Source organism: Actinosynnema sp. NPDC053489 (assembly GCF_044544865.1).
GTDB lineage: Bacteria > Actinomycetota > Actinomycetes > Mycobacteriales > Pseudonocardiaceae > Actinosynnema.
The window spans coordinates 158797-182329 of record NZ_JBITXT010000015.1 but is presented as its reverse complement, the minus strand read 5'-3'; the positions used below and the strand labels follow the sequence as shown (position 1 = coordinate 182329).

The 23533-nt window shown below is 71.4% G+C and carries 23 protein-coding genes; 16 read left to right on the top strand and 7 right to left on the bottom strand.

Annotated elements, in window-relative coordinates; all coding sequences use genetic code 11:
• Positions 1-153: 153 nt before the first annotated feature.
• Positions 154-1119 carry a tryptophan--tRNA ligase gene (trpS, locus tag ACIGNX_RS29350; RefSeq protein ID WP_396544052.1) on the bottom strand — a complete coding sequence of 322 codons (966 nt, stop codon included), beginning with the start codon at positions 1117-1119 and terminating at the stop codon, positions 154-156.
• 193 nt (positions 1120-1312) lie between these two features.
• On the opposite strand from trpS, the gene ACIGNX_RS29345 reads away from it, so the two are divergent.
• Positions 1313-1612, top strand: a complete 300-nt coding sequence (locus ACIGNX_RS29345) for a YciI family protein (protein WP_396544051.1) — start codon at positions 1313-1315, stop codon at positions 1610-1612.
• 45 nt (positions 1613-1657) lie between these two features.
• On the opposite strand, the gene ACIGNX_RS29340 is transcribed toward ACIGNX_RS29345, so the two are convergent.
• Positions 1658-1837, bottom strand: coding sequence for a hypothetical protein (locus tag ACIGNX_RS29340; RefSeq protein WP_396544050.1), 180 nt, complete (start codon positions 1835-1837; stop codon positions 1658-1660).
• 161 nt (positions 1838-1998) lie between these two features.
• Here ACIGNX_RS29340 and typA point away from each other — a divergent pair, with 161 nt between their 5' ends.
• The 10 genes from typA to ACIGNX_RS29290 all read left to right on the top strand — a co-directional run bounded on the left by typA (position 1999) and on the right by ACIGNX_RS29290 (position 14601).
• A complete protein-coding gene (typA, locus tag ACIGNX_RS29335) occupies positions 1999-3900 on the top strand; it encodes a translational GTPase TypA (protein ID WP_396544049.1) in 1902 nt (633 codons plus the stop codon).
• A 542-nt stretch (positions 3901-4442) separates the two neighbouring features.
• The gene (locus tag ACIGNX_RS29330; protein WP_396544048.1) at positions 4443-6113 is read left to right on the top strand and encodes an ABC transporter family substrate-binding protein; all 1671 of its coding nucleotides are present in this window, start codon (positions 4443-4445) and stop codon (positions 6111-6113) included.
• Positions 6114-6404: 291 nt separating this feature from the next.
• Positions 6405-8228 carry an ABC transporter family substrate-binding protein gene (locus ACIGNX_RS29325; RefSeq protein ID WP_396544047.1) on the top strand — a complete coding sequence of 608 codons (1824 nt, stop codon included), beginning with the start codon at positions 6405-6407 and terminating at the stop codon, positions 8226-8228.
• 149 nt (positions 8229-8377) lie between these two features.
• On the top strand, positions 8378-9376 hold the full coding sequence (locus tag ACIGNX_RS29320; protein WP_396544046.1) for an ABC transporter permease: 999 nt from the start codon (positions 8378-8380) through the stop codon (positions 9374-9376).
• A complete protein-coding gene (locus ACIGNX_RS29315; RefSeq protein ID WP_396544045.1) occupies positions 9369-10325 on the top strand; it encodes an ABC transporter permease in 957 nt (318 codons plus the stop codon). Before ACIGNX_RS29320 ends, ACIGNX_RS29315 begins: the two co-directional genes overlap by 8 nt.
• Positions 10322-11509, top strand: a complete 1188-nt coding sequence (locus tag ACIGNX_RS29310; protein ID WP_396544044.1) for an ABC transporter ATP-binding protein — start codon at positions 10322-10324, stop codon at positions 11507-11509. Before ACIGNX_RS29315 ends, ACIGNX_RS29310 begins: the two co-directional genes overlap by 4 nt.
• Complete coding sequence (locus ACIGNX_RS29305; protein WP_396544043.1) at positions 11506-12573, top strand: ABC transporter ATP-binding protein; 1068 nt, start codon at positions 11506-11508, stop codon at positions 12571-12573. The genes ACIGNX_RS29310 and ACIGNX_RS29305 overlap by 4 nt, the downstream gene beginning before the upstream one ends.
• Positions 12574-12663: 90 nt before the next feature.
• Positions 12664-13503 carry an N-acetyl-1-D-myo-inositol-2-amino-2-deoxy-alpha-D-glucopyranoside deacetylase gene (gene mshB / locus ACIGNX_RS29300; RefSeq protein ID WP_396544042.1) on the top strand — a complete coding sequence of 280 codons (840 nt, stop codon included), beginning with the start codon at positions 12664-12666 and terminating at the stop codon, positions 13501-13503.
• Positions 13500-13892 (top strand): hypothetical protein, encoded by a 393-nt coding sequence (locus tag ACIGNX_RS29295; protein WP_396544041.1) that lies wholly within the window; start codon positions 13500-13502, stop codon positions 13890-13892. Before mshB ends, ACIGNX_RS29295 begins: the two co-directional genes overlap by 4 nt.
• Positions 13873-14601, top strand: a complete 729-nt coding sequence (locus ACIGNX_RS29290) for a hypothetical protein (protein ID WP_396544040.1) — start codon at positions 13873-13875, stop codon at positions 14599-14601. Before ACIGNX_RS29295 ends, ACIGNX_RS29290 begins: the two co-directional genes overlap by 20 nt.
• Here the strand turns inward: ACIGNX_RS29290 and ACIGNX_RS29285 are convergent.
• Positions 14577-15314 (bottom strand): GNAT family N-acetyltransferase, encoded by a 738-nt coding sequence (locus ACIGNX_RS29285; protein WP_396544039.1) that lies wholly within the window; start codon positions 15312-15314, stop codon positions 14577-14579. The genes ACIGNX_RS29290 and ACIGNX_RS29285 overlap by 25 nt on opposite strands.
• A 146-nt stretch (positions 15315-15460) precedes the next feature.
• Between ACIGNX_RS29285 and fdxA the strand changes: the two genes are divergently transcribed.
• Both fdxA and dapC read left to right on the top strand, forming a co-directional pair.
• Complete coding sequence (fdxA, locus tag ACIGNX_RS29280) at positions 15461-15787, top strand: ferredoxin (RefSeq protein WP_396544038.1); 327 nt, start codon at positions 15461-15463, stop codon at positions 15785-15787.
• Positions 15784-16878: a succinyldiaminopimelate transaminase gene (dapC, locus tag ACIGNX_RS29275; RefSeq protein WP_396544037.1), complete on the top strand. Its 1095-nt coding sequence runs from the start codon at positions 15784-15786 to the stop codon at positions 16876-16878. Before fdxA ends, dapC begins: the two co-directional genes overlap by 4 nt.
• A 236-nt stretch (positions 16879-17114) precedes the next feature.
• On the opposite strand, the gene dapD is transcribed toward dapC, so the two are convergent.
• Positions 17115-18086: a 2,3,4,5-tetrahydropyridine-2,6-dicarboxylate N-succinyltransferase gene (dapD, locus tag ACIGNX_RS29270; RefSeq protein WP_396544036.1), complete on the bottom strand. Its 972-nt coding sequence runs from the start codon at positions 18084-18086 to the stop codon at positions 17115-17117.
• Between the two features lie 25 nt (positions 18087-18111).
• Between dapD and dapE the strand changes: the two genes are divergently transcribed.
• The 3 genes from dapE to ACIGNX_RS29255 are packed head-to-tail and all read left to right on the top strand — an operon-like array spanning position 18112 to position 20499.
• Positions 18112-19191: a succinyl-diaminopimelate desuccinylase gene (gene dapE, locus ACIGNX_RS29265; protein WP_396544035.1), complete on the top strand. Its 1080-nt coding sequence runs from the start codon at positions 18112-18114 to the stop codon at positions 19189-19191.
• 10 nt (positions 19192-19201) lie between these two features.
• Positions 19202-19966, top strand: a complete 765-nt coding sequence (locus ACIGNX_RS29260; protein ID WP_396544034.1) for a TIGR00730 family Rossman fold protein — start codon at positions 19202-19204, stop codon at positions 19964-19966.
• The gene (locus ACIGNX_RS29255; protein WP_396544033.1) at positions 19948-20499 is read left to right on the top strand and encodes a TIGR00730 family Rossman fold protein; all 552 of its coding nucleotides are present in this window, start codon (positions 19948-19950) and stop codon (positions 20497-20499) included. The genes ACIGNX_RS29260 and ACIGNX_RS29255 overlap by 19 nt, the downstream gene beginning before the upstream one ends.
• On the opposite strand, the gene ACIGNX_RS29250 is transcribed toward ACIGNX_RS29255, so the two are convergent.
• The 3 genes from ACIGNX_RS29250 to ACIGNX_RS29240 are packed head-to-tail and all read right to left on the bottom strand — an operon-like array spanning position 20492 to position 23426.
• Complete coding sequence (locus ACIGNX_RS29250) at positions 20492-21535, bottom strand: DNA glycosylase AlkZ-like family protein (RefSeq protein ID WP_396544032.1); 1044 nt, start codon at positions 21533-21535, stop codon at positions 20492-20494. The two genes, ACIGNX_RS29255 and ACIGNX_RS29250, sit on opposite strands and share 8 nt — an antisense overlap.
• Complete coding sequence (locus ACIGNX_RS29245; RefSeq protein ID WP_396544031.1) at positions 21528-21899, bottom strand: DUF3224 domain-containing protein; 372 nt, start codon at positions 21897-21899, stop codon at positions 21528-21530. Before ACIGNX_RS29245 ends, ACIGNX_RS29250 begins: the two co-directional genes overlap by 8 nt.
• Before the next feature lie 36 nt (positions 21900-21935).
• Positions 21936-23426, bottom strand: a complete 1491-nt coding sequence (locus ACIGNX_RS29240; protein WP_396544030.1) for a CocE/NonD family hydrolase — start codon at positions 23424-23426, stop codon at positions 21936-21938.
• Positions 23427-23533 lie beyond the last annotated feature (107 nt).

Sequence of the window (23533 nt, the reverse complement as noted above, 5' to 3'; positions counted from 1 at the left end):
CGCGTGAGTCCTACGTTCGGAGCCCGAGAGTCCAACGCTCAGGACCCCCGAGTTCAACGCTCGGTACCGCCGGTCGGACGTCTGAGCGTTGAACTCGGGGTGTCTGAACGTAGGACTCTCGAGGCGTGAATGTAGGACTCACGCGCGGTCGGGTCAGCCCAGGCCGGAGACGCGGAGGGCGGCGTCGAGGCGATGGCGGCAGCGGTCACGGGAGCGCTCGGCGCCGTGCGCACGGGCCCGGTCCAGCTCGGCCGGGTCGTCCAGCAGCCCCTGCGTCACCTCCCGCACGGACCGCAGCTCCTCCACCACCGCGTCGGCGGTGACCTCCTTCAACTCCGAGTAGTCGGCCACCGAACCCGCCAGCTCCCGCGGGTCCTTCCCCGTGCACGCCGCCAGGATCTCCAGCAGGTTCGCCACGCCCGGCTGCTCCTCCGGCGCGTACCGCACCTCGCCCCGGTCGTCCGTCACCGCGCGCCGGATCTTCCGCCGCACCAGGTCGGGCGGGTCCAGCACGAACACCGTGCCCGCCGCGTCCTTCGCCGTCTTCGCCATCTTCCGCGTCGGGTCCGCCAGGTCGCGCACCCGCGCCGCGGTCGGCGGCACGACCGAGCGCGGCACCACGAACACCTCGCCGTACGTGCCGTTGAACCGCCGGGCCAGCACCCGGGCCAGCTCCACGTGCTGCCGCTGGTCGTCACCCACCGGCACCTCGTGCGCCCCCTGCAGCAGGATGTCGGCCGCCATCAGCACCGGGTACGTGAGCAGGCTCAACCGCACCGACGACCGGCCCGCCGACTTCTCCTTGAACTGGATCATCCGGGCCGCCTCGCCGTACGTGCAGGTGCACTCCAGCACCCACGTCAGCGCGCCCAGCTCCCGGACCAGGTCCGACTGCACGGCCACCGACCGCGGGTCCACCCCGGCGGCGATGAGCACCGCCAACTGCTCCCGGGTCAACGACCGCAGCCGTGACGGGTTGTGCGACGTCGTCATTGCGTGCAGGTCGCTGATGAAGTAGACGTCCTCCTCGGTGCCCTCGGCGGCCCACCGCCGCACCGCACCGAGGTAGTTGCCCAGCTGGACGGGGCCGGACGGGGTGATCGCGGACAGCCTGATCATGGTGATCCCTTCGGGGTGCGCCCGCCCGACCGGACCCCCGAGAGCACGAAGGCCGCCCCAGCGGGCGGCCTGCGTTCGTCTGACGCGCAGTTCTCAGGGCCGCCGGAAGGCGGACCACCAGAACGAGTGAAGCGTGCGCATAGCCGCGATCCTAGCGTGTTACCCCGGTGTGTCGCGGGACTACATTTCTTCTATGTACGTCGTGCTGCTGGAGTACACCGCCGAGCTGGACGAGGTCGACTACGCCCTCCCCGACCACGTGGAGTGGCTGAAGTCGCAGTACGAGGCTGGCCACTTCCTGGCCTCCGGCCGCCAGGTCCCGCGGGTGGGCGCGGTCATCATCGCCCGCCCGATGTCGCGCGGGAAGCTGGACGCCCTGCTGGCCACCGACCCGTTCGCGGTCCGCAAGCTGGCGAAGTACCAGGTGGTGGAGTTCCAGGCCACCCGGACCGCGCCGGAGCTGGCCCGCGTCAACGAAGCGGTGATGGGCTGACCCGGAGGTCCGACCACCCACCCGGCGCGAGCCGGGCGGCGACCCTCACGCGGCCTTCCCGGCCTTCTTGCGCTCCTTGCGCTCCTGCTTGGCGGCCTTCTTCGCGGCTTCTTTCCCAGCCTTCTTCCGGGCCTTGTCCCGGGCCTTGAGCAGCACGACCACCGGACAGCCCTTGCACCGGGGCGTCGAACGGCAGCACTTCTTCTTGACCTTCACCTTGCCCACGCGCGCTCCACTCCTCCGGGTGTCCTCACAGTAGGTGAGGCTGACCTCACCTGCCGTCCGTGTGTGGTAAGGGCGCGCGGCCCGGTAAGCTGTAGTCAGGCTGCGCGCGATCCATGTCCGGCGCCTGGCTTCCCTCGCACAGACAGCTCTAGGAGTTCCGCGTGCCCACGGCCACCGCGTCGATCAAGGAAACGCTGGTCCGCAACGACCTGCGCAACGTCGCGATCGTCGCGCACGTTGACCACGGCAAGACGACCCTCGTCGACGCCATGCTCCGCCAGTCCGGCGCCTTCTCCGAGCGAGCCGAGCTCGTCGACCGGGTCATGGACTCGGGCGAGCTGGAGCGCGAGAAGGGCATCACGATCCTCGCCAAGAACACCGCCGTGCGCCGTCACACGCCCGACGGCCCGGTCACCATCAACGTGGTCGACACCCCCGGGCACGCCGACTTCGGCGGCGAGGTCGAGCGCGGCCTGTCCATGGTCGACGGCGTGGTGCTGCTGGTCGACGCCTCCGAGGGCCCGCTGCCGCAGACCCGGTTCGTGCTGCGCAAGACGCTGGCCGCCGGCCTCCCGGTGATCCTCGTGGTCAACAAGGTCGACCGCCCCGACGCCCGGATCTCCGAGGTCGTCGAAGAGGCCCACGACCTGCTGCTCGACCTGGCGACCGAGGTCGGCGCCGACGACTCGGTGCTCGACCTGCCCGTCGTCTACGCCTCGGCGCGCGCCGGCCGGGCCTCGCTGAACCAGCCCGAGGACGGCGGCCTGCCCGACGAGGAGAACCTCGACGTCCTCTTCGAGGTCCTGTTCAAGCACATCCCCGCCCCGACCGGTGACGCGGACGCGCCGCTGCGCGCGCTGGTGACGAACCTCGACGCGTCGTCGTTCCTGGGCCGCATCGCGCTGTGCCGCATCGAGTCCGGCCGCATCCGCAAGGGCGAGACCGTGGCCTGGTGCCGCGAGGACGGCTCGATCCACAAGGTCCGCATCACCGAGCTGCTGATCACCGAGGCGCTCGACCGCGTGCCCGCCGAGCAGGCCCGGGCCGGTGACCTGGTCGCCATCGCGGGCATCCCGGAGATCACCATCGGCGACACCCTCGCCGACGTGGACAACCCCGAGCCGCTGCCGCGGATCACCGTGGACGAGCCCGCGATCTCGATGACGATCGGTGTCAACACCTCGCCGCTGGCCGGCCGCAACGGCGGCACCAAGCTCACCGCCCGCATGCTCAAGGCGCGGCTGGACTCGGAGCTGGTCGGCAACGTGTCGGTGCGCGTGCTGCCCACCGAGCGCCCCGACACGTGGGAGGTGCAGGGCCGCGGCGAGCTGGCGCTGGCCATCCTGGTCGAGCAGATGCGGCGCGAGGGCTTCGAGCTGACCGTCGGCAAGCCGCAGGTCGTCACCAAGACCGTCGACGGCAAGCTGCACGAGCCGTTCGAGCGGCTGACGATCGACGCGCCCGAGGAGCACCTGGGTGCCATCACCCAGCTGCTCGCCAACCGCAAGGGCCGGATGGAGAACATGTCCGGCCACGGCACCGGGCGGATCAAGCTGGACTACGTCGTGCCGTCGCGCGGCCTGATCGGCTTCCGCACCGAGTTCCTGACCGAGACGCGGGGCACCGGCATCGCCAACGCGGTGTCCGAGGGCTACGGCCCGTGGGCCGGCGAGATCCGGACCAGGCACAACGGCTCGCTGGTCGCCGACCGGTCCGGCCAGGTCACCGCGTACGCGATGATCCAGCTGGCCGACCGGGGCACGTTCTTCGTCGAGCCGGGCGCCGACGCGTACGAGGGCATGGTCGTCGGCGAGAACCCGCGGGCGGAGGACCTGGACGTCAACGTCTGCCGCGAGAAGAAGCTGACGAACATGCGCACCTCGACCGCCGACGTGATGGAGACCCTGGCCCGGCCGCGGAAGCTGTCGCTGGAGGAGGCGCTGGAGTTCTGCGCGCCGGACGAGTGCGTGGAGGTCGCGCCCGAGGTCGTGCGGGTGCGGAAGGTCACGCTGGACGCGAACCAGCGGGGTCGCGAGCGCAACCGGAACAAGCTGCGCGGCTGACCGCCATACCTTATATATAGGGTCCGCTGAACGGGCACCTCGGCCGCGAGCCGGGGTGCCCGTCCGCGTGAGGGGCCGTGGTCGGACACTTTCGGGTGAACCAGGCCGGAAAGTGTACGGAAACACTGTTACCGACCCTCGGTTGGAACATGAGGAAACCGGCCGACCCGCCCCGACCCCGCAGCCCGACCCCGCACCCGACCCCCGCTCCTACCCCCGGCCCTCGCCTCCCGCCTCGCGCCTCCCGACCGCCGGCCCTCGACTCCGGCTCCCGCCTCTCCCTCCGGCTTCCGCCTCGCGGTCCCGGACCCCGCATCCAGTCCGCCGCCCCGGAGACACCGCCCGCCCTCCGCCTAGCCAGCCCTCGCTGCTCGCCGCCTGGCAGGCCCTCGCCGCTCGCCGCCTGACGGGCCGGACCCGACACCGGTGGTCCTGCCGGACCCGGGTCGCTGCCGGACGCAGGTCGCACCCCGGACCCGGCCGCCGGGTGGAGTCGTGGGGTTGGGCGTCAACTGTCAGCGCCGTCTGGCACGCTCGTACCCATGGGGACGCGAACGGTACTTGCGGTGGTGGCCGGGTTTTTGCTGGCGGCCTGTTCGGCGACGCCCCCGCCGCCCCTCGTGCCCTCGACGCCCGGGATGACGGTGGTCCCCAAGGAGAAGCAGAACGAGCTCGTGGTCGGGGTGGACGACGTCAAGGGCGGCTACAACCCGCACACGCTGGCCAGCCAGAGCACGATCACGACGGCGCTGGCGTCGGTCCTCCTGCCGTCCACCTTCCGGACCGACGCGGACGGCAGCCCGCGGCTCGACCTGGACCTCGTGGTCAGCGCCGAGGTGACCAGCGCGGCCCCATACACGGTCACGTACACGTTGCGGCGCGATGCCAGCTGGTCGGACTCGGCCCCGATCGCGGCCGAGGACTTCGTCTACCTCTGGCAGCGCATGCGCGAGGAGCCGGGGGTGGTCGACCCCGCCGGGTACCGGCTCATCGACGACATCACCAGCCGCGAGGGCGGCAAGGTGGTCGAGGTGGTGTTCGCGAAGCCCTACCCGGGGTGGCGGAGCCTGTTCCGCGACCTCCTGCCGGCCCACCTGCTCAAGGACGCCCCCGGCGGGTGGGGGACGGCCCTGGCCGACAGCTTCCCCGCGACCGCCGGACCGTTCGCCGTCCGCACGCTCGACCAGCCGCGGGGCGAGATCATCCTCGAGCGCAACGACCGCTTCTGGGAGGACCCGCCCGCGCTCGACCGGCTGGTCCTGCGCCGCGCGAGCCAGCACGACACGATCGAGGCGCTCAAGAGCGGTGACGACCAGGTCGCCCTCATCCGCGCCGACGCCATCGCGACGAAGGACCTGGACGAGCTGGCCAGGGCCGCCTCGCTCACCACCGCCGTCGTCCCCCGACCGGAGGTCGTCCAGCTCCTCCTGCGCCCGGCCTCGCCGCGGATGCAGGACGTCCGGGTCCGCACCGCCGTGCTGAACCTCCTCGACCGCGACGACCTGATCGCCACCGGGTCCCGCAGCGGCCCGAGCGAGCGGCTCCGCGCGGACGCGCAGGTGGTCCCGCCGAGCAAGGCCGGCTACGCCCCGACCATGCCCCCCAAGAGCGGTGACCCGGCGCACTTGCTCACCGAAGCGGGCTACACCCGACCGGACGGTGGCCAGTGGGGGCGGGACGGCAAGCCGCTGGAGCTGACCATCGCCGCGCCCGCCGGGAACGAGCCGTACGTCACCGTCGCGAACCGCGTTCAGCGTCAACTGTCATTGTCCGGAATCGCGGCGCGCGTCCTGACAACGCAGCCCAATGAGTTGTTCGGCCAAGACCTGTCGGATACCGCCACGTCCAATGAGCCCGTCGACATTGCCGTCGTGCCGCAGGTCGACACCGGCGATTCCGCGGCCGTTCTGGCATCCACATTCGGGTGTCGCCCGTCACGACAGGACGGCGGTACACCCATTCCGGCGAATCTGTCGGGTTTCTGCGACCAGACGGTCCAGCCGGTGATCGACCAGGCGCTCAGCGGCCAGGTGTTGCTGGCCGACGCGCTCCGCACGATCGAGCCGGTGCTGTGGCAGCAGGCCGTCTCGCTGCCGTTGTTCCAGGTAGCGGACCTGATGGTGGTCCTGCCGGAAGCCGGGAACGTCACGGCGGGCGCGCCGTTCGAGGGCCCGCTGAGCACCGCCCGGACCTGGACCCGTCGAGAACGTTGACCGTTGACCGCGACGAAACACTGGCTTCAAGATGCGCTCGCGGTGCAGTATTGACAGTATTCCCGTGGTCCGGTTAACGAACGCTCCCGCCCGGTAACGACGGAGTTGCGTGCTGCGACCACCGTGTCACCCTTTGGTCACGATCGGCCGATGGGCAGTGACCGTGCCGCGCACGGCTTCTTATCGTGCTGCAACGGTGTGTCGGTTCGGGGCGCGTTTGGCACATCACGGTTATGGGTGGAAGTCGGCTCAAACGGTCGCTCCAACCCAGTGCTAGGAGGGCACGTGTCGATGAGGAGATCAAAGGCTGTCTCGGCGCTTGCGCTGTTGACCGGAGCCGCGCTCGTGCTGAGCGCGTGCGGCGGCGGCGGCTCGGGCAGCGGCGACCAGGGCGGGCCGCAGGACCTCGACCCCGGTGCGATCGGCGGTCAGGACGAGCTGTTGAAGCGTCCGAAGGTGGAGGACATCGGCGAGGTCGCGGTCGCCGTCGAAGAGGGCTTCAGCAACTACAACAACAACATCGGCGCGACGAACAACTTCGCGAGCACCATCGCGCTGTCGAACGTGCAGCCCTCGCCGTACATCACCGACCTGGTCGACGGCAAGGTCATCATCAAGATCGACGGCGACCTGATGGAGTCCATCAAGGTCACCTCGAGCGACCCGCAGGTCATCGAGTGGAAGGTCCAGAAGGCCGCCGTCTGGTCCGACGGCGACCCCATCGACTGCGACGACTTCTACCTCAAGTGGCTCGCCGCGACGAGCAAGGCCACCACCAAGGGTGAGGACGGCTCGGAAGCGTCGATCTTCGACTCGTCGCCCACGGGCTACGAGAACATCGAGAAGCTCGACTGCTCCGACGACGGCAAGACCATCACCACCACGTTCTTCAAGGACAAGCCGTTCGCGGACTACCGCGCGCTGTTCTCCCAGCCCGGCAGCGACAGCCTGCTCCCGGCGCACATCCTGGAGAAGAAGACCGGCGTCGCGGACATCACCAAGGTGACCCCCGCGCAGAACGACGACACGGTCAAGAAGGTCGCCGAGTTCTACACCACCGGCTGGCGGGGCTTCGACCCGTCGGTCGCGCTGTCCGGCGGTCCGTACACGATCACGTCGGCGGACCTCAAGGACCAGACGGTCCTGGAGCGCAACCCGAAGTGGTGGGGCAACCCCGGTGGCCCGTCCAAGGTCATCCTGAAGACGAACACGGACGCCCAGTCCGCGGCCCAGCAGCTGCAGAACAAGGAAGTCCAGGTCATCGCGCCGCAGGCCGACGCGGCCGTGGCGCAGCAGCTGCGCGGCGACAGCGCGTTCAACGTCTTCGCCGCCGGTGGCCAGACCTACGAGCACGTCGACTTCAACATGGCGCTGCCCCTGTTCAAGGAGAACAAGGACCTGCGCACGGCGATCGCCCAGTGCTTCGACCGCGACGCGCTGGTCGAGAAGCTGGTCGCGGACGTGGACCCCAACGCCAAGCCGCTGGGCAGCCTGACGTTCATGCCGAACGAGGTCGGCTACGAGGACCACTACAGCGACACCGGCAAGGGTGACGTCGCGGCGGCCAAGAAGACGCTCGAGGACGGCGGCTGGAAGCAGGGCGCCGACGGCATCTACACCAAGGGCGAGTTCCGCGCCTCCTTCAAGCTGGGCCACAAGATCGTCCAGCGCCGCGCGGACACCGTGCGCGTCCTGCAGGACAAGTGCAAGCAGGCCGGCATCGAGATCGTCGACGACCAGGCCGCCGACTTCAACGACAAGCGCCTCCCGGCGAGCGAGTTCGAGGCCGCGCTGTTCGCGTGGGTCGGCCAGCCGCTGAAGGCCGGTGCGTTCGGCAACTACGCCCAGAAGGACAAGGGCGGTTCGGCGAACTACAACAACTACGACTCCGCCGCGCTGACGGAGAAGTGGAAGGCTGCGAACGGCGAGCTCGACTACAAGAAGCGCATCACCATGATGAACGACGCGGACAAGATCATGCGGGACGACCTGCACAGCGTGCCGCTGTTCCAGCTGACCGACTTCGCCGCGTCGAGCGCGGACATCGGTCCGATCGCCTACATCGGTGTCGGTGGCGGCGTGACGTGGAACGTGTACGCCTGGCAGAAGAAGTAGGTAAAGCCGGGCTTTGATCCCGGATAGGTAGAGCACGACCCAACCGCCGGGGGGCCGGTGCCACAAGCACCGGCCCCCCGGAGGGTGTCCGCGTCCGGTAGGCTCCCACGCTTGCACGCGGGGGTGCCTAGGGAGACTAGAGACTCGTCATGTTCCGTTACATAATCCGGCGGTTGTTGATCTCGATTCCGCTGTTGATCGTCGCTTCATTCCTCTGCTTCGGACTCGTCAACGCCATGGGTGACCCCCTGGGCGAGTGGAAGCTCCAGAAGCCCCGGACACCGGCGGAGATCTCCGCCGCTTACGAGCGGACGGGCTACAACAAGCCGTTCATGGAGCGCTACGTCGCCTGGGCGGGTGATTTCGTCACCGGCGACTGGGGCGAGTCCGTTGTCCCCGGCAACGCGGGCAAGCCGGTCAAGGAAGAGCTGCTCAAGGCCTTCGGCGTGACGCTGCGGCTCATCCTCGGCGCGGAGCTGATCGCGCTGCTGCTCGGCATCGTGGTCGGCGTCGTCGGCGCGGTGAGACAGTACTCGATATTCGACTACACGGCGACCGGAATATCCTTCGCGATGTTCTCGATGCCGTTGTTCTGCGTCGCCCTCGTGCTCAAGGCGGGCGGCATCGAGCTGAACAACTGGCTGGAATCCGTCGGGGCCGACCGGTGGATCATCACGGCGGGCCCGCCGGGTGACGGCTTCGGCGGCAGCTTCGGCGAGCAGGTGTTCCAGTACAGCGGCGCGTACATCCTGCCGACGATTTCCCTCGTGGTCATCCAGTTCGCGCTCTACAGCCGGTTCCAGCGCGCTTCGATGCTGGAGACGCTGAACGCGGACTACGTGCGCACGGCCCAGGCCAAGGGCATCTCGCAGGCGCGGTCGATCTTCCGGCACGCGTTCCGCAACGCGCTCATCCCGATCATCACGGTGTCGTCGCTCAACATCGGTGCCGGGTTCGGTGGCGCGGTGATCACGGAAACGGTCTTCAGCTGGTCCGGCATGGGCAAGTTCATCGTCGAGGCGATCACGAAGATCGAGCCCTACCAGGTGCTCGGCTTCATGATGCTCACGGCCGTGTTCATCATCGTGTTCAACCTGATCGCGGACATCCTGTACGCCTTCCTGGACCCGAGGATTCGCCTTGACTGAGATCGGTTCCCCCGTGGCGCAGGCTCCCGCGCCCCAGCAGGGCGAGGCGAGCACGTTCGACACGACCACGGCGCGCAAGCAGTGGCAGGTCATCCTGCGCCGGTTCACCCGGCACCGCGCGGCCCTCGTCGGCCTGGTCCTGTTCGTGGTCCTGGTGCTGTTCGCCTTCTTCGGCGGGCTGTTCTGGAAGTACAGCTACACGGACCTCGGGTTCAAGCGGTACCTGCCGCCCAGCGGCGACCACCCGTTCGGCACGGACCGGCTCGGCGGCGACATGGTCGCCCTGATCATCCGCGGCACGCAGTTCTCGCTCCAGATCGCGATCGTGGTGGCGGTGCTGTCCACCGTCATCGGCGTGGTCCTGGGCGCGGTCGCCGGGTACATGAAGGGGTGGGTCGACACGCTGATCAGCCGCTTCATCGACCTGCTGCTGGTCATCCCCAGCCTGATCATCGCGGCCGTGCTCGTGCGCAACAGCTTCGTGGTGTCGGTGGCGGGCGGCGCGGGCGGCAGCAACTGGCTGATCGTGGCGCTCTACCTGGGCCTGATCGGCTGGCTGTCGATCGCCCGGGTGATCCGCGGCATGGTGCTGTCGCTGCGCGAGAAGGAGTTCGTCGAGGCGGCCCGCGCGCTGGGCGCCTCCACGTTCCGCATCGTGTTCCGGCACATCCTGCCCAACACCGTGGACGTGATCATCGTCAACGCCACGCTGGCGATCGCGCAGGCGGTGCTGCTGGAGGCCGCGCTGTCGTTCATCGGCCTGGGCGTGCAGAGCCCCGACACGTCGTTGGGCCTGATGATCAGCCTGAACAAGAACGAGCTGACGCTGCACCCGTGGCTGTTCTTCACCCCGTTCGTGTTCATCGTGCTGATCTCCCTCGCGGTGAACTTCATCGGCGACGGGCTCCGGGACGCCTTCGACCCGCGGCAGAAGAGGGTGAAGGCATGAGTGAGGTGGACGTGATGGGCGCGCCTGGGTCCTCGGCGTGGGAGAACGCCACCGCCGGCGGCGAGAAGCTGCTGCGGGTGGAGAACCTGTCGGTCGACTTCCCGACCGACGACGGCACCGTGCACGCCGTGCGGGACGTGTCGTTCACGCTCGGCCCCGGCGAGGTGCTCGGCATCGTCGGCGAGTCGGGCTCGGGCAAGTCGGTGTCGTCGATGGCGATCATGGGCCTGCTGCCCAAGACCGCGAAGGTCGGCGGGTCGATCAGGTTCAAGGACCGCGAGCTCGTCGGCCTGAACTACAAGCAGATGCAGCCGGTGCGCGGCAACGGCGTCTCGATGATCTTCCAGGACCCGATGACGTCGCTGAACCCGGTGTACACGGTGGGCTGGCAGCTCGCCGAGGCGCACCAGGCGCACCACGACGTGTCGAAGAAGGCCGCGTGGGCCAAGGCCGTGGAGGCCCTGGAGCTCGTGGGCATCCCGCAGCCGGACCGGCGGGCCTCGCAGTACCCGCACGAGTTCTCCGGCGGCATGCGGCAGCGCGCGATGATCGCCATGGCGATCATCAACGACCCGGACGTGATCATCGCGGACGAGCCGACCACGGCGCTGGACGTGACCGTGCAGGCGCAGATCCTGGACACGCTGCTGCGCATCCGGGACGAGACGAGCGCGGGCATCATGGTCATCACGCACGACCTCGGCGTGGTGGCGGGCATGGTGGACCGGGTGCAGGTGATGTACGGCGGCACGGTGGTCGAGCAGGGCACCGTGGACGAGGTGTTCGAGGCGCAGCGCATGCCCTACACCGTCGGCCTGCTGGGCTCCATCCCGAACCCGAACATGCTGGGCAAGCGGCTCACCCCGATCAAGGGCGCGCCGCCGTCCCTGATGAACCTCCCGCAGGGCTGCTCCTTCTCGCCCCGCTGCCCCCTGGCGATCGCCGAGTGCCGCGAGACCGAGCCGCTGCTGCTGGAGACCGACCGGCCGGGCCACTTCGCGCGGTGCCACCGCTCCGCGCACCTGGCCACGATCGAGAACCCGCAGCGGCTGTTCGCCCACGAGGAGATCGGCGTGGTCGAGAACCCCGCGTCGCTCGTCATGGCGAACCCGGAGATCCCGGTGAGCGAGGACCTCGGCGTGGTCGAAGCCCGGTTGCACGAAGAGGAGAAGCCGACCTCATGACCTCCACCGACATCAACCCCCAGGCCGGTGGCCTCGCCTCGGGCGGACGCCCCGGCGAGGCGCCGCTGCTGGAGGTCAAGGACCTGGTCAAGGAGTTCCCGGTGCGCGGCGGCGGCATCATCCCGCGCACGGTGGGCCAGGTGCAGGCGGTGTCCGGGGTGAGCTTCGACCTCTACCCCGGCGAGACGCTGGGCCTGGTGGGCGAGTCCGGCTGCGGCAAGTCCACCACCGGCCGGGCGATCCTCCAGCTGCACAAGCCCACGTCGGGCTCGGTGAAGTTCGAGGGCCGCGAGCTCACGAAGCTGCGCGGCAAGGGCCTGCGGGGCGTGCGCCGGGACATGCAGATCGTGTTCCAGGACCCGTACGCGTCGCTGAACCCGCGCTGGCAGATCAACGAGCTGATCTCCGAGCCGTTCAAGATCCACGGCATGCCCGAGGGCTCCGGCCGGGACGTGCAGGCCAGGGTCAACGAGCTCATGGAGCTGGTCGGCCTGAACCCGGAGCACCGCAACCGGTACGCGCACGAGTTCTCCGGCGGCCAGCGCCAGCGCATCGGCATCGCCCGCGCGCTCGCGCTCAACCCGAAGCTCGTGGTGCTGGACGAGCCGGTGTCCGCGCTGGACGTGTCGGTGCAGGCGGGCGTGGTGAACCTGCTGGAGGAGCTGCAGGAGCGCCTCGGCCTGGCGTACCTGTTCGTGGCGCACGACCTGTCCGTCGTGCGGCACATCTCCGACCGGGTCGCCGTGATGTACCTCGGCAAGATCATCGAGATCGGTGACCGCGAGGACATCTACGCCCGCCCGATGCACCCGTACACGCAGGCGCTGCTGTCCGCGGTGCCGGTGCCGAACCCGAAGGTGGAGCGCCGCCGCCAGCGGATCGTGCTCACCGGTGACGTGCCGTCGCCGGTGAACCCGCCGTCGGGCTGCCGGTTCCGCACCCGGTGCTGGAAGGCGCAGGACATCTGCGCCACCGAGGAGCCGAAGCTGGAGCGGCGCGGCGACGGCAGCGGCACGCTCTCGGCGTGCCACTTCGCCGAAGTGGTGCCCGCCCTCGTCGGCTGACGCCGTGCCCGCCCGCGAGGTCGACCCGGCCTCGCGGGCGAGCCGCCGGCTGCGCGGCACCGGTGATCGGACACCGATTACTCTCATCCGGTGACGCTCACCGCTCCACCACGGTTGCTGCTGGTACACGCACACCCCGACGACGAGAGCCTGTGGACGGGCGGCACCATCGCCCGCTACTCGGCGCTGGGCGTGCACGTCACCGTGGTCACCTGCACCCTCGGCGAGGAGGGCGAGATCATCCCGCCGGCGCTCCGGGAGCTGACCGCGGCCGCCGCCGACCAGCTCGGCGGGTACCGGGTCGCGGAACTGCGGTCCGCGTGCGCCGCGCTCGGCGTGACCGACCACCGGTTCCTCGGCGGCATCGGCCGCTGGCGCGACTCCGGCATGGCGGGCGTCGAGGCGAACGGGCACCCCCGGGCGTTCGTCAACGGCTCGTTCGACGAGCAGGCCGAGGCGCTGCGGGACATCATCACGTCGGTGAAGCCGCAGGTCGTGGTCACCTACGACGCGTTCGGCGGCTACGGCCACCCCGACCACATCCGGGCGCACCAGATCACGATGGCGGCGGCCGCGGACGTGGACCGGGTGTTCCACGCCGTGACCTCGCGGGCGGCGGCGGAGGCGGGCGCGGCGGCGCTGGCGGAGATCCCCGACCTGCCGTGGCGGCTGCCCGCCGAGGGCGAGCTGGTCGTCACCGACGACGCCGAGATCACCACCACGATCGACATCTCCGAGCACCTGGTCGCCAAGCTGCGGGCGCTGCGCGCGCACTCCACGCAGATCAGCGTGTGGCAGGACGGCGCGGGCCGGGCGTGCTACGCGCTGTCCAACGGCATCGCGCAGCCCGTCGTGCAGGCCGAGCACTACGTGCTGGCCAAGGGCCCGGCGCGGGGCGCGGAGACCGACCTGTTCGGGGGGCTGGATTGACCGATCGCCTGGCGCTGGCCGGGATCGCGGTCGCGGCGTTCGTGCTGGCGGTGCTGGAGCTGTTCTTCCTGCCGCTGCGGCTGGACGGCACGCTGCTGCCCCGCCTGGACGACCTGCCGTTCCCGATCACGGTGGTGGTCGCGATCGTGACCACCCCGCTGCTGGTGGTGGCCGCCTCCGGGCACGCCCACCGCACCCTGGCCGCCGTGTCGCCGCTGCTGGTGTGGGTCGGCACGCTGCTGCTGTTCGGGTTGTTCGGCCCGGGCGGCGACGTGGTACTCCTCAACGACTGGCGCACCCTGGTGCTGTTCGCCGGGGGCGCGTTGCCGGGCGCCATCGCGGTGGGCGCGCACATGGGGAGGACGGCCGGTGCCGGAGGCGATCACTGACCGGGACGTGGTGCGGGCGCTGCGCCCGTTCGTGCGGGCGACGGGCCCGCTGCTGGACGCGCTGCGCGACGCGAACCTGCTCGGCCTGCGGGACCGCGAGGTCGAGCGCGACGCCGACCGCGGGCTCGTGGACCGGCTGTGGGACCGGCTCGCCGCCGTGAAGGTGCCCGGCACGGCCGCGTGGGCCCGCATGGACGTGCGCCAACGCGACGAGTTCTGGCTCAACCGGGTCGGCAGGCTGGTGAACCTGGTGGCCGCGCTGCCCGGCGTCGGCGGCGTGCTGGCCGACCGGCTGCCCGTCCAGTCCGCGCTCGGCGCGGCGGGCCAGGGGCTGCTGCTGTCGGCCATGGCGGGAGAGCGCGGGTTCACCTCCACCGAGGACCGCGTGCGGCTGCTCGCGCACGTGCTGTTCCAGCGCGAGGTCGACGGGCTGCCGGTCGACCGGCGCGCCGAGGACGAGCAGACCGCGCGGCTGACCGAGGGGCTGGGGGAGCGGTCCACGTTCCGGGCGATCGGGTCGACGGTCTGGAAGCTCGCCAAGGTCCTGTGGAAGCTGGAGGACGAGCTGGACAAGCGCCCGCAGGGCCGGCTCCACCACCAGGCGCTGGGCATGCTGCCCGTCGTCGGCGTGATCGGCGACTACTTCGGCGAGCGCTCGGCGTTGAAGCGGGTCCGCAAGGACGCCTACGCGTGGTTCGCCACCCAGTAGCGGTAGCGGTGGTGCTCGGCGCAGCCCAGCGACTCGTACAGCGCGATCGCGGGCCGGTTGTGCTCGGCCACCTGCAGCGCGCACGTCGTCGCGCCGTGCTCGACGCCCCAGGCGGCGAGGCCGCGCATCAGCTCCCGGGCCAGGCCGCGCCGGCGTGCCCGGGGGTGGACCGCGAGCCGCGCCACGTGCAGCAGGTCGCCGACGACGGCGCCGCGCACGGCGGCCACCGCCACCCCGTCGCGGAGGACCGCGCCGAAGCCGACCCGGTCGCCGGAGGTCAGCACGTGCCGCTGCGCGGGCGTCGGGTCCCGCTGCGCGGCCAGCTCCCACCACCCGGGAGGCGGGGCGTCCGCGACGACCACGCCCGCGGCCTTCGGGGAGGCGAACCCGGCCGGCCCGCCGGTCATCACCAGCGACTCCGCGCCGCCCGGGTGATCCACGTCGACCCGCCAACCGGCCGCCTCGACGCGCGCTTCGACGGGTGCGCCGACCACCACGTGAGCCGTCGGCGCCATGCCGTTGCGGCCCGCGAAGTCGACCACCCGGGCGAGCGCGTCCGGCACCGGAACGCCCGGATCGCCCGAGGTCAGGGCGCTGTTGGCGCGTCCGGTGAAGCCGCCCGCCGCCCGCAGCCGCCACTGGCCGAGGGGCTGGTCCACCAGCGCCGGCCACGCGTCGGCGCACCGCTGCTCCAACTCGGTGACGTCCCGCATGCCCGCATCGTGCCCCGCGCAGGTCGGCGGTGGTCTGTGAGGTGGAGCACGGTGCGGATAAGGCAAGCCTGAGCGTTGGACAATCGACTCCGCCGCGTACTCTCCGGCTTGCGCGGTGTGGACCAGAACTAGAGCAGGAGAGCGCAGTGACCTATGTGATCGCCCAGCCGTGCGTGGACGTGCTCGACAAGGCGTGCATCGAAGAGTGCCCCGTCGACTGCATCTACGAAGGCGACCGGATGCTCTACATCCACCCGGATGAGTGCGTCGACTGTGGTGCTTGCGAGCCGGTGTGCCCCGTCGAGGCCATCTACTACGAGGACGACGTGCCGGACGAGTGGAAGGAGTACACGAAGGCGAACGTGGACTTCTTCGCCGAGCTGGGGTCCCCCGGCGGCGCCTCGAAGGTCGGCAAGGTGAGCGCCGACCCGCCGTTCATCAAGGCCCTCCCCCCGCAGGCGTCGCACGAGTGACGTCGCGCAGGAACCTCCCGGACTTCCCCTGGGACTCCCTGGCCGACCACGCCGCCAAGGCGCGCGCGCACCCCGGTGGCGTGGTCGACCTGTCCATCGGCACGCCGGTGGACCCGGTCCCGGAGGTGATCCGGCACGCCCTCGGCACGGTCGCCGACCAGCCCGGGTACCCGACCACGCACGGCACGCCCGCGTTGCGCGAGGCGGTCGTCGGCGCGCTGGAGCGGCGGCACGGGGTGGTCGGGCTCGACCCGGCGGCCGTGCTGCCGACGATCGGGTCCAAGGAGCTGGTGGCGTGGCTGCCGACGTTGCTGGGCCTGGGGCCGGGTGACGTGGTGGCCATCCCCGCGCTGGCCTACCCGACGTACGAGGTGGGCGCGCGGCTGGCGGGTGCTTCGGTGGTGCGGCTGGCCGACGGCGAGCCGCCGCCGCCCGGGACGTCGCTGGTGTGGTTGAACTCGCCGTCCAACCCGACCGGTCGGGTGCTGTCGGCGGAGCAGCTGGCGCGGGCCGTGGCCGACGCGCGGGCGGTGGGGGCGGTCGTCGCGTCCGACGAGTGCTACCTGGCGCTGGCGTGGACGGCGTCGCCGGTGTCCGTGCTGGCGCGGGCGGTGTCCGGCGGGTCGTTGGACGGGGTGCTGGCGGTGCACTCGCTGTCGAAGTCGTCGAGCCTGGCCGGGTACCGGGCGGGGTTCGTGACGGGCGACCCGGCGCTGGTGGCGTCGTTGCTGGAGGTGCGCAAGCACGCCGGGATGATCGTGCCGCGGCCCGTGCAGGCGGCGATGGCGGCGGCGTTGACCGACGACGCGCACGTGGCCGAGCAGCGCGAGCGGTACCGGGCGCGGCGGGACGTGCTGCTGCCGGCGTTGACCGCTGCGGGGTTCACCGTCGACCACTCGGAGGCCGGGCTGTACCTGTGGTCGTCGCGGGGCGGCGAGGACGCGTGGGAGACCGTCGGCTGGCTGGCGGAGCGGGGCGTCCTGGCGGCCCCCGGCACGTTCTACGGCCCGACGGGCGACAAGCACGTCCGCATCGCCCTGACCGCCACCGACTCCGCCATCGCCACCGCCACCACCCGCCTGACCACCTGACCGCGCGAGAGTCCAACGCTCAACCCTCGTGAGTCGTACGTTCAGGCCTCGAGAGTCCTACGTTCAGGACGCGTGAGTCCTACGTTCGCGACCCCCGAGTTCGCCGTTCGACCGACCGGCCGGTTTGCCGAGTGTTGAACTCACGGGTCCTGGACGTAGGACTCTCGCGCGCTGGACGTAGGACTCACGCGACGTGGAGGTACGACTCACGCGACGTGGAGGTAGGACTCTCGCGGTCAGTCGTTGTGGTGGAGGGCGGCGTTCAGTTCGATACCCGTGCCCTGGCGGGGGCGGACCTTGACGGCGCCCGTGGTCGAGTCGCGCAGGAACAGCAGGTTCGACAGGCCCGACAGGCGGGCCGCCTTCACGACCGCGCCGTCCTCGCCGGTCACCTTGGTGCCCGCGGTGAGGTAGAGGCCGGCCTCCACGACGCAGTCGTCGCCCAACGAGATGCCGACGCCGCCGTTCGCGCCGATCAGGCACCGCTCGCCGATCGAGATCACCTGCTTGCCGCCGCCCGACAGCGTCCCCATGATCGACGCACCGCCGCCGACGTCCGAACCGTCACCGACGACGACACCGGCGGAGATGCGGCCCTCCACCATGGACGTGCCCAGCGTGCCCGCGTTGAAGTTCACGAACCCCTCGTGCATCACGGTCGTGCCGGGCGCCAGGTGCGCGCCCAGCCGCACGCGGTCCGCGTCCGCGATCCGCACCCCGCTCGGCACGACGTAGTCCACCATCCGGGGGAACTTGTCCACCCCGTACACGGTCACCGGCCCCCGCGCGCGCAACCGCAGCCGCGCCTGCTCGAACCCCTCCACCGCGCACGGCCCGAAGTTCGTCCACACCACGTTGTTCAGCAGCCCGAAGATCCCGTCGAGGTTCGCGCCGTGCGGCCGCACGAGCCGCGTCGACAGCAGGTGCAGCCGCAGCCACACGTCGTAGGTGGACGCGGGCGCGTCGGCCAGCGACCCGATCCCGACCCGGACGCCGACGACCTCGACGTCGCGCTCGGCGTCCACGCCGAGCTGCTTGGCGGCGGCCTCACCGAGCTCGGCCGAGACCTCCGCGGACGACAGCAGCGCCACGCCGGGGTCCGCGTCGCCGAGCGACGGCGACGGGAACCACGTGTCCAGCACGGCGCCGGTGGGGGTGACGGTGGCGAGTCCGACGCCGTACGCGCCGGTGGGGTTTGCGGTGCTCACGGGTGTCAACGGTAACGTGCGCCGGGTGGCCGACACCTTGCACCTCGCCGCCGATCCCGTCGAGCTGACCGCCGCGCTGGTCGACACGCCCAGCGTCTCCGGCGACGAGCAGCGCATCGCCGACCTGGTGGAGCGGTCGCTGCGGGAGCAGACCGACCTCGAGGTCACCCGGTCGGGCAACACCGTGCTGGCCCGCACGGCGCTGGGCCGCCCGTCGCGGGTGGTCCTGGCCGGGCACCTGGACACCGTGCCGATCAACGACAACCTGCCGTCCCGGCTGGAGGACGGCGTGCTGCACGGCTGCGGCACGGTCGACATGAAGGGCGGTGACGCGGTGATGCTGCACCTGGCCGCCACGGTCACCGACCCGCGCCACGACCTGACGTTCGTCTTCTACGACTGCGAGGAGGTCGACGCGGTCCGCAACGGCCTGGGCCGGGTCGAGCGGGAGCTGCCCGAGTGGCTGCGCGGCGACCTGGCGATCGTGTGCGAGCCGTCCGACGGCGTGATCGAGGCCGGTTGCCAGGGCACGATGCGGATCGAGGTCCGGACCGAGGGCGTGCGCGCCCACACCGCGCGCGGCTGGATGGGCGTGAACGCGATCCACGCGCTCGGCGAGGCCCTGCGCCGCCTGGAGACCTACGAGCCGCGCCGGGTCGAGATCGACGGCTGCCACTACCGCGAGGGCCTGCAGGCGGTGCGGATCGGCGGCGGCGTCGCGGGCAACGTCGTGCCGGACGAGGCCGTGCTGACCGTGAACCACCGCTTCGCGCCCGACCGCACGCCCGAGCAGGCCGAGCGGCACCTGCGGGAGCTGTTCGAGGGCTACGACGTCACGGTCACCGACTCCTCGCCCGCCGCCGCCCCCGGGCTGACCGCGCCGATCACCCAGGAGCTGGTCGCGGCCGCCGGCGGCACGCCCGTGGCGAAGCTCGGCTGGACCGACGTGGCCCGGTTCGCCGCCCTGGGCATGCCCGCGGTGAACTTCGGCCCCGGCGACCCGACGCTCGCGCACACGCGGCAGGAGAACGTCCCGGTGAACCAGATCCGTCGGTGCGCGGAAGTCCTGCGCCGGTTCGTCGGCCCGGACGCGGCACGCGGCTAGACTCCGGCCAATGACGGAAGGCGTGGACGAGCACCCCAAGGAGAAGCAGCGCGGACCGGTCGTCCTGCGCCGCGGGCGGCGTGACGAGCTGACCACCACCGACCAGCGGCTGCTGGACTCGCGCGGCCACAGCGACTGGGTGCACACCGACCCGTGGCGGGTGCTGCGCATCCAGGCGGAGTTCGTGGAGGGCTTCGGCGCGCTGGCCGAGGTGCCGAGCGCGGTGACCGTGTTCGGGTCGGCCCGCACCGGCCGCGACCACCCCGAGTACGAGATCGGCCGCAAGCTGGGCGGCGCGCTGGCCGAGGCCGGGTTCGCGGTGATCACCGGCGGCGGTCCGGGCGCGATGGAGGCGGTGAACCGGGGCTGCTCGGAGGCGGGCGGGTACTCGGTCGGGCTGGGCATCGAGCTGCCGTTCGAGCAGGGCCTGAACCCCTGGGTCGACCTGGGCGTGAACTTCCGCTACTTCTTCGTGCGCAAGACCATGTTCATCAAGTACTCGCAGGCGTTCATCTGCCTGCCGGGCGGGTTCGGCACGCTGGACGAGCTGTTCGAGGCGCTGACCCTGGTGCAGACCAAGAAGGTCACGAAGTTCCCGGTGGTGCTGTTCGGCAAGTCCTACTGGCAGGGCCTGTACGACTGGGTGCGCGACTCGGTGCTGGACAGCGGCAAGGTCAGCGCGAAGGACCTGGACCTGCTGCACCTGACCGACGACATCGACGACGCGGTGCGCGTGGTGCACGAGGCGCACAAGGCGTGGGCGGACGCGCATTGACCGCGGTCACGGTGTACTGCGGGTCGTTGCGGACGGTCCCGGACGGCTACCTGGAACTGGCGGCCGAGGTGGGCAGGCGCATCGCGGCCCGCGGCTGGTCGCTGACGTGGGGCGGCGGCCGCACGTCGATGATGGGCGCGGTGGCGCGGGCGGCCCGCGAGGGAGGCGCCCGCACCACCGGGGTGATCCCGCGCGGCCTGGTGGATCGCGAGGTGGCCGACTCCGACGCCGACGACCTGCTGGTGGTCGAGACGATGCGCGACCGCAAGGCGCTGATGGAGGCGCACGGCGACGCGTTCCTGGCGCTGCCCGGCGGCATCGGCACGTGCGAGGAGCTGTTCGAGGTCTGGACGTCGCGGGTGCTGGGCATGCACACCAAACCGGTGGTGCTGCTGGACGTCGACGGCCACTACCGGGGGTTGGTCGCGTGGCTGGAGGAGCTGCGGGAGCGCGGCTTCGTGTCCCGGTTCGCGCTCGACTCGCTGGTCGTGACCGACGACGTCGAAGCCGCGCTCGACGCGTGCGCTAGCTGACCGCCGCCTCGGCCAGGCCGCGGGCGGCCGCCAGCCTGGTGGCCTCCTCGGCGAACATGTCCACGTCCAGCGGCACGAACGGCGCGACCTTCACGTCCAGGCGCGGGCCCGTCGCCCTGGCCTGCCACGTGCCGAGGATCTCGCCGTCGACCAGCAGCGCGCCGCGCCGGCCGAGGATGCGCCACACCTGCTTCTGGTGCTCCTTGTCGGGCACGAGCAGGTCGCGGTCGCGGGCGTTGAGGTAGGGGTCCAGCGGCGGCAGCAGCCGCACCACCTCGGGTTCGGGCGGGTTCTCGAACGCCGCCATCCGGTCGGCCGGCAGCCACGCCCGCTTGGACACGGCCACCAGGTCGTCCGGCCAGGCGTCCTTGACCTCGCGCACCGGCGCGCCGAAGTAGTGCGCCACCTCGGAGGGCCCGGCTGGGCCGTGCAGCCGCAGGTAGTCGGCGACGAGCGCGTCGAAGCCCCGGGACGACTCCGGCACCTCCGGGCGACCCTCCAGCGGCACGAACGTGACGGCCTTGGCCCGCGGGTCGAACCGCAGGCCGGCCGGCAGCACGGCGAGCCGGAAGACGGGGTCCAGCACGTGCGTGGCCTCGCAGCCCCGGCACCAGGCGGTGACGTCCGGGCGGACCCGCGCGGTGAGCCGGGACGACGCCTCGCCCTTGGTCATCGGCCCGGTCACCACCTCGCGCAGCGCCGTCGCGACCTCGCGCAGCGCGGCCAGCCCGTCCGCGAGCGGCGGCCGGCCCATCCGGGCCACCGCGTCCGCGTCGCTCAACGGCCACAGCCGGGCCGCCAGCGCGGGCACCTCGTCGGCGCGGTGCCGGTGCGGCGCTCCCCGCACGCTCCACGTGAGCGTGAACGGGTCCAGGTCGGGCACCCGGTCCAGGCGCGCGGCCAGCGCGGGCACCGCCGACCGCTCCGAGTCCTGCAGCCCGAGGTCGAACACCCGCAGGTCGGCCGCCTCGGTGGTGGTGCGGTCGAACTGGTGCGCGGCGACCCGGTAGGCGATCACCCGTTCCCGGTCAGCCAAGGTCGACGTCCAGGACGATCAGCTCGTGCTCCAGCCGGGCGGTGCCGGAGATGCCGGCCAGCTCGCCGGTGCCCGAGCCGGGGACGACGTGGCCCCAGAACCGCTCCCCGGCCGGGGACATGATCGCGCCGTGCTGCAGCACGAACGTCCCCGACCGGCCCTCCAGCGTGCCGACGAACCGCTCGGTGCCCACGTAGCCCGCCGAGCCGTCCGACGGTTGGCACATCGTCAGCTCGGCCGTGCTGGTGCCCTCCAGGGCACCGCGGTAGGCCTTGTCCACGACCGCCCGACCCAGTTGCGGCTCCGCCTCGTCGTAGACGGTCTGGTCCCATCGGGTGATCTTGAACGTCGACTTGGATTCCATGCCCGTGATCCTCGCAGGGATGCCTGACAACCGCTGTCAGGCAAGCGGCACGTCCAGCCGCGAGTCCGCGCCGAACGCGACGGTCGAGCCGAGCGCGCTCGACCCCTGGTACCGGGCGTCGACTGTGTCCACGACGAGCACGAGCCGGTTGCCCGCGGCCACGTCCCACACCACCGGTTCCAGGTCGAGGTCGACCACCCGGCTGCCCGCGCCGGTCAGCGTCACGGGCTTGTGCGTGACCAGCGCGCCGAGCCCGAGGGCGTTCACCTCGTACAGGTAGGCGTAGAGCGTGGTGCGCGCGGCGCTGGTGGTCACGCCGAGGTGGGCGCGCGGCGTGCCGCTGACGGAGGTGGCGGTCCACTGCACGGGCCCGCGCCACACCGCCGCCGCGCCCCGGTCGATCAACGGCGTCGACACGCCGACCGGGAGCTTGAGGAAGCCCTGCAACGCACCGGACACCAGGACCGTGCCGCTCTCGGCGATCGTGGGCCACCCGGCGCCGATGCGGTCCGCGCCCAGCGGCACGGTCTGCGTCCGGCCGGTGGCCGCGGCCCACGTGGGGTAGCCGCGCCAGGCGCCGCCGTTGTTCGGCTTGACCTGCACGGGCGCCTCGCGGTCGATGCCGTTGGCCACGCCCTTGAGGTGGTGGTCGAACCACCGGCCGACGGAGTCCCAGATCTCGTTCGGCAGGCCGGCCGCGCCGAACAGCTCGGCGGTGGCGTGGTCGCCGGGCGACAGCATCAGCCGCTTGGGCCCGCTCAACGCGCCGAAGAAATCCGTGACCTGGCTCGGCGCGAACAGCCCGTCGTTCCACGCGTTGCCGATCAGCACCGCGGCCTTGATGGACGACACGTGCGTGGCGGGGGAGCGCGGCGGCGAGATCGGCAGCACGTCGGCGAACCGGCCCTCCCGGTAGGCGGTCTCCGCGTCGCGCAGCACCGGGCCGGGTCGCCCGGTGAGCTTCCCGGCGGCCAGCAGCAGCTCGACCGCCTGCGCGCCGACCGTCTCGTTCGGGTAGAGGGAGCGCGCGAGGTCGGTCCACGTGCTGAGCGAGGCCACCGCCTTGATCCGCGGGTCGCGGGCGGCGGCCAGCAGCGACTGGCCGGCGCCGTAGGAGATGCCGCCGACGCCGATCCGCGCCGGGTCGCCGGCGGCGTGCGCCAGGCCCCAGTCGATCACGCGGCTGACGTCGGCCACGGTGTCCGGCCCGGCCACGTCGATCTCGCCGCCGGAGTCGTGGAACCCGCGGGAGGTGTAGCTGATCACCGAGTAGCCGGACTCGTAGGCGAACCTGGCCGCCGCGCCGACGTACTCGATGTTGTTCACGCCCCAGCTCGACGGCAGCACGACCAGCGGGAACGGTCCGCTGCCGCGTCCGGTGGGCGTGACGACGAAGGCGCGCAGCGGGGTGCCGCCCTCGCCGGGGATGGTCTGGTAGGCCACCGCGAAGCCGGGCGCGGCCTGGGCGGGTGGCGCGAGCACGAGCGCCACGAGGGCGGCGAGCAGCAGGGGGAGTGATCGGCGCACGAGGTCCTCCTTGACCGTGACCGGGATCACGCAGGGTGTCGCCCGTGAGTCAACACGAACCCTACTCACCGGTAGCAGATGTCTGTGACGCAACTCACCGGCGGGTG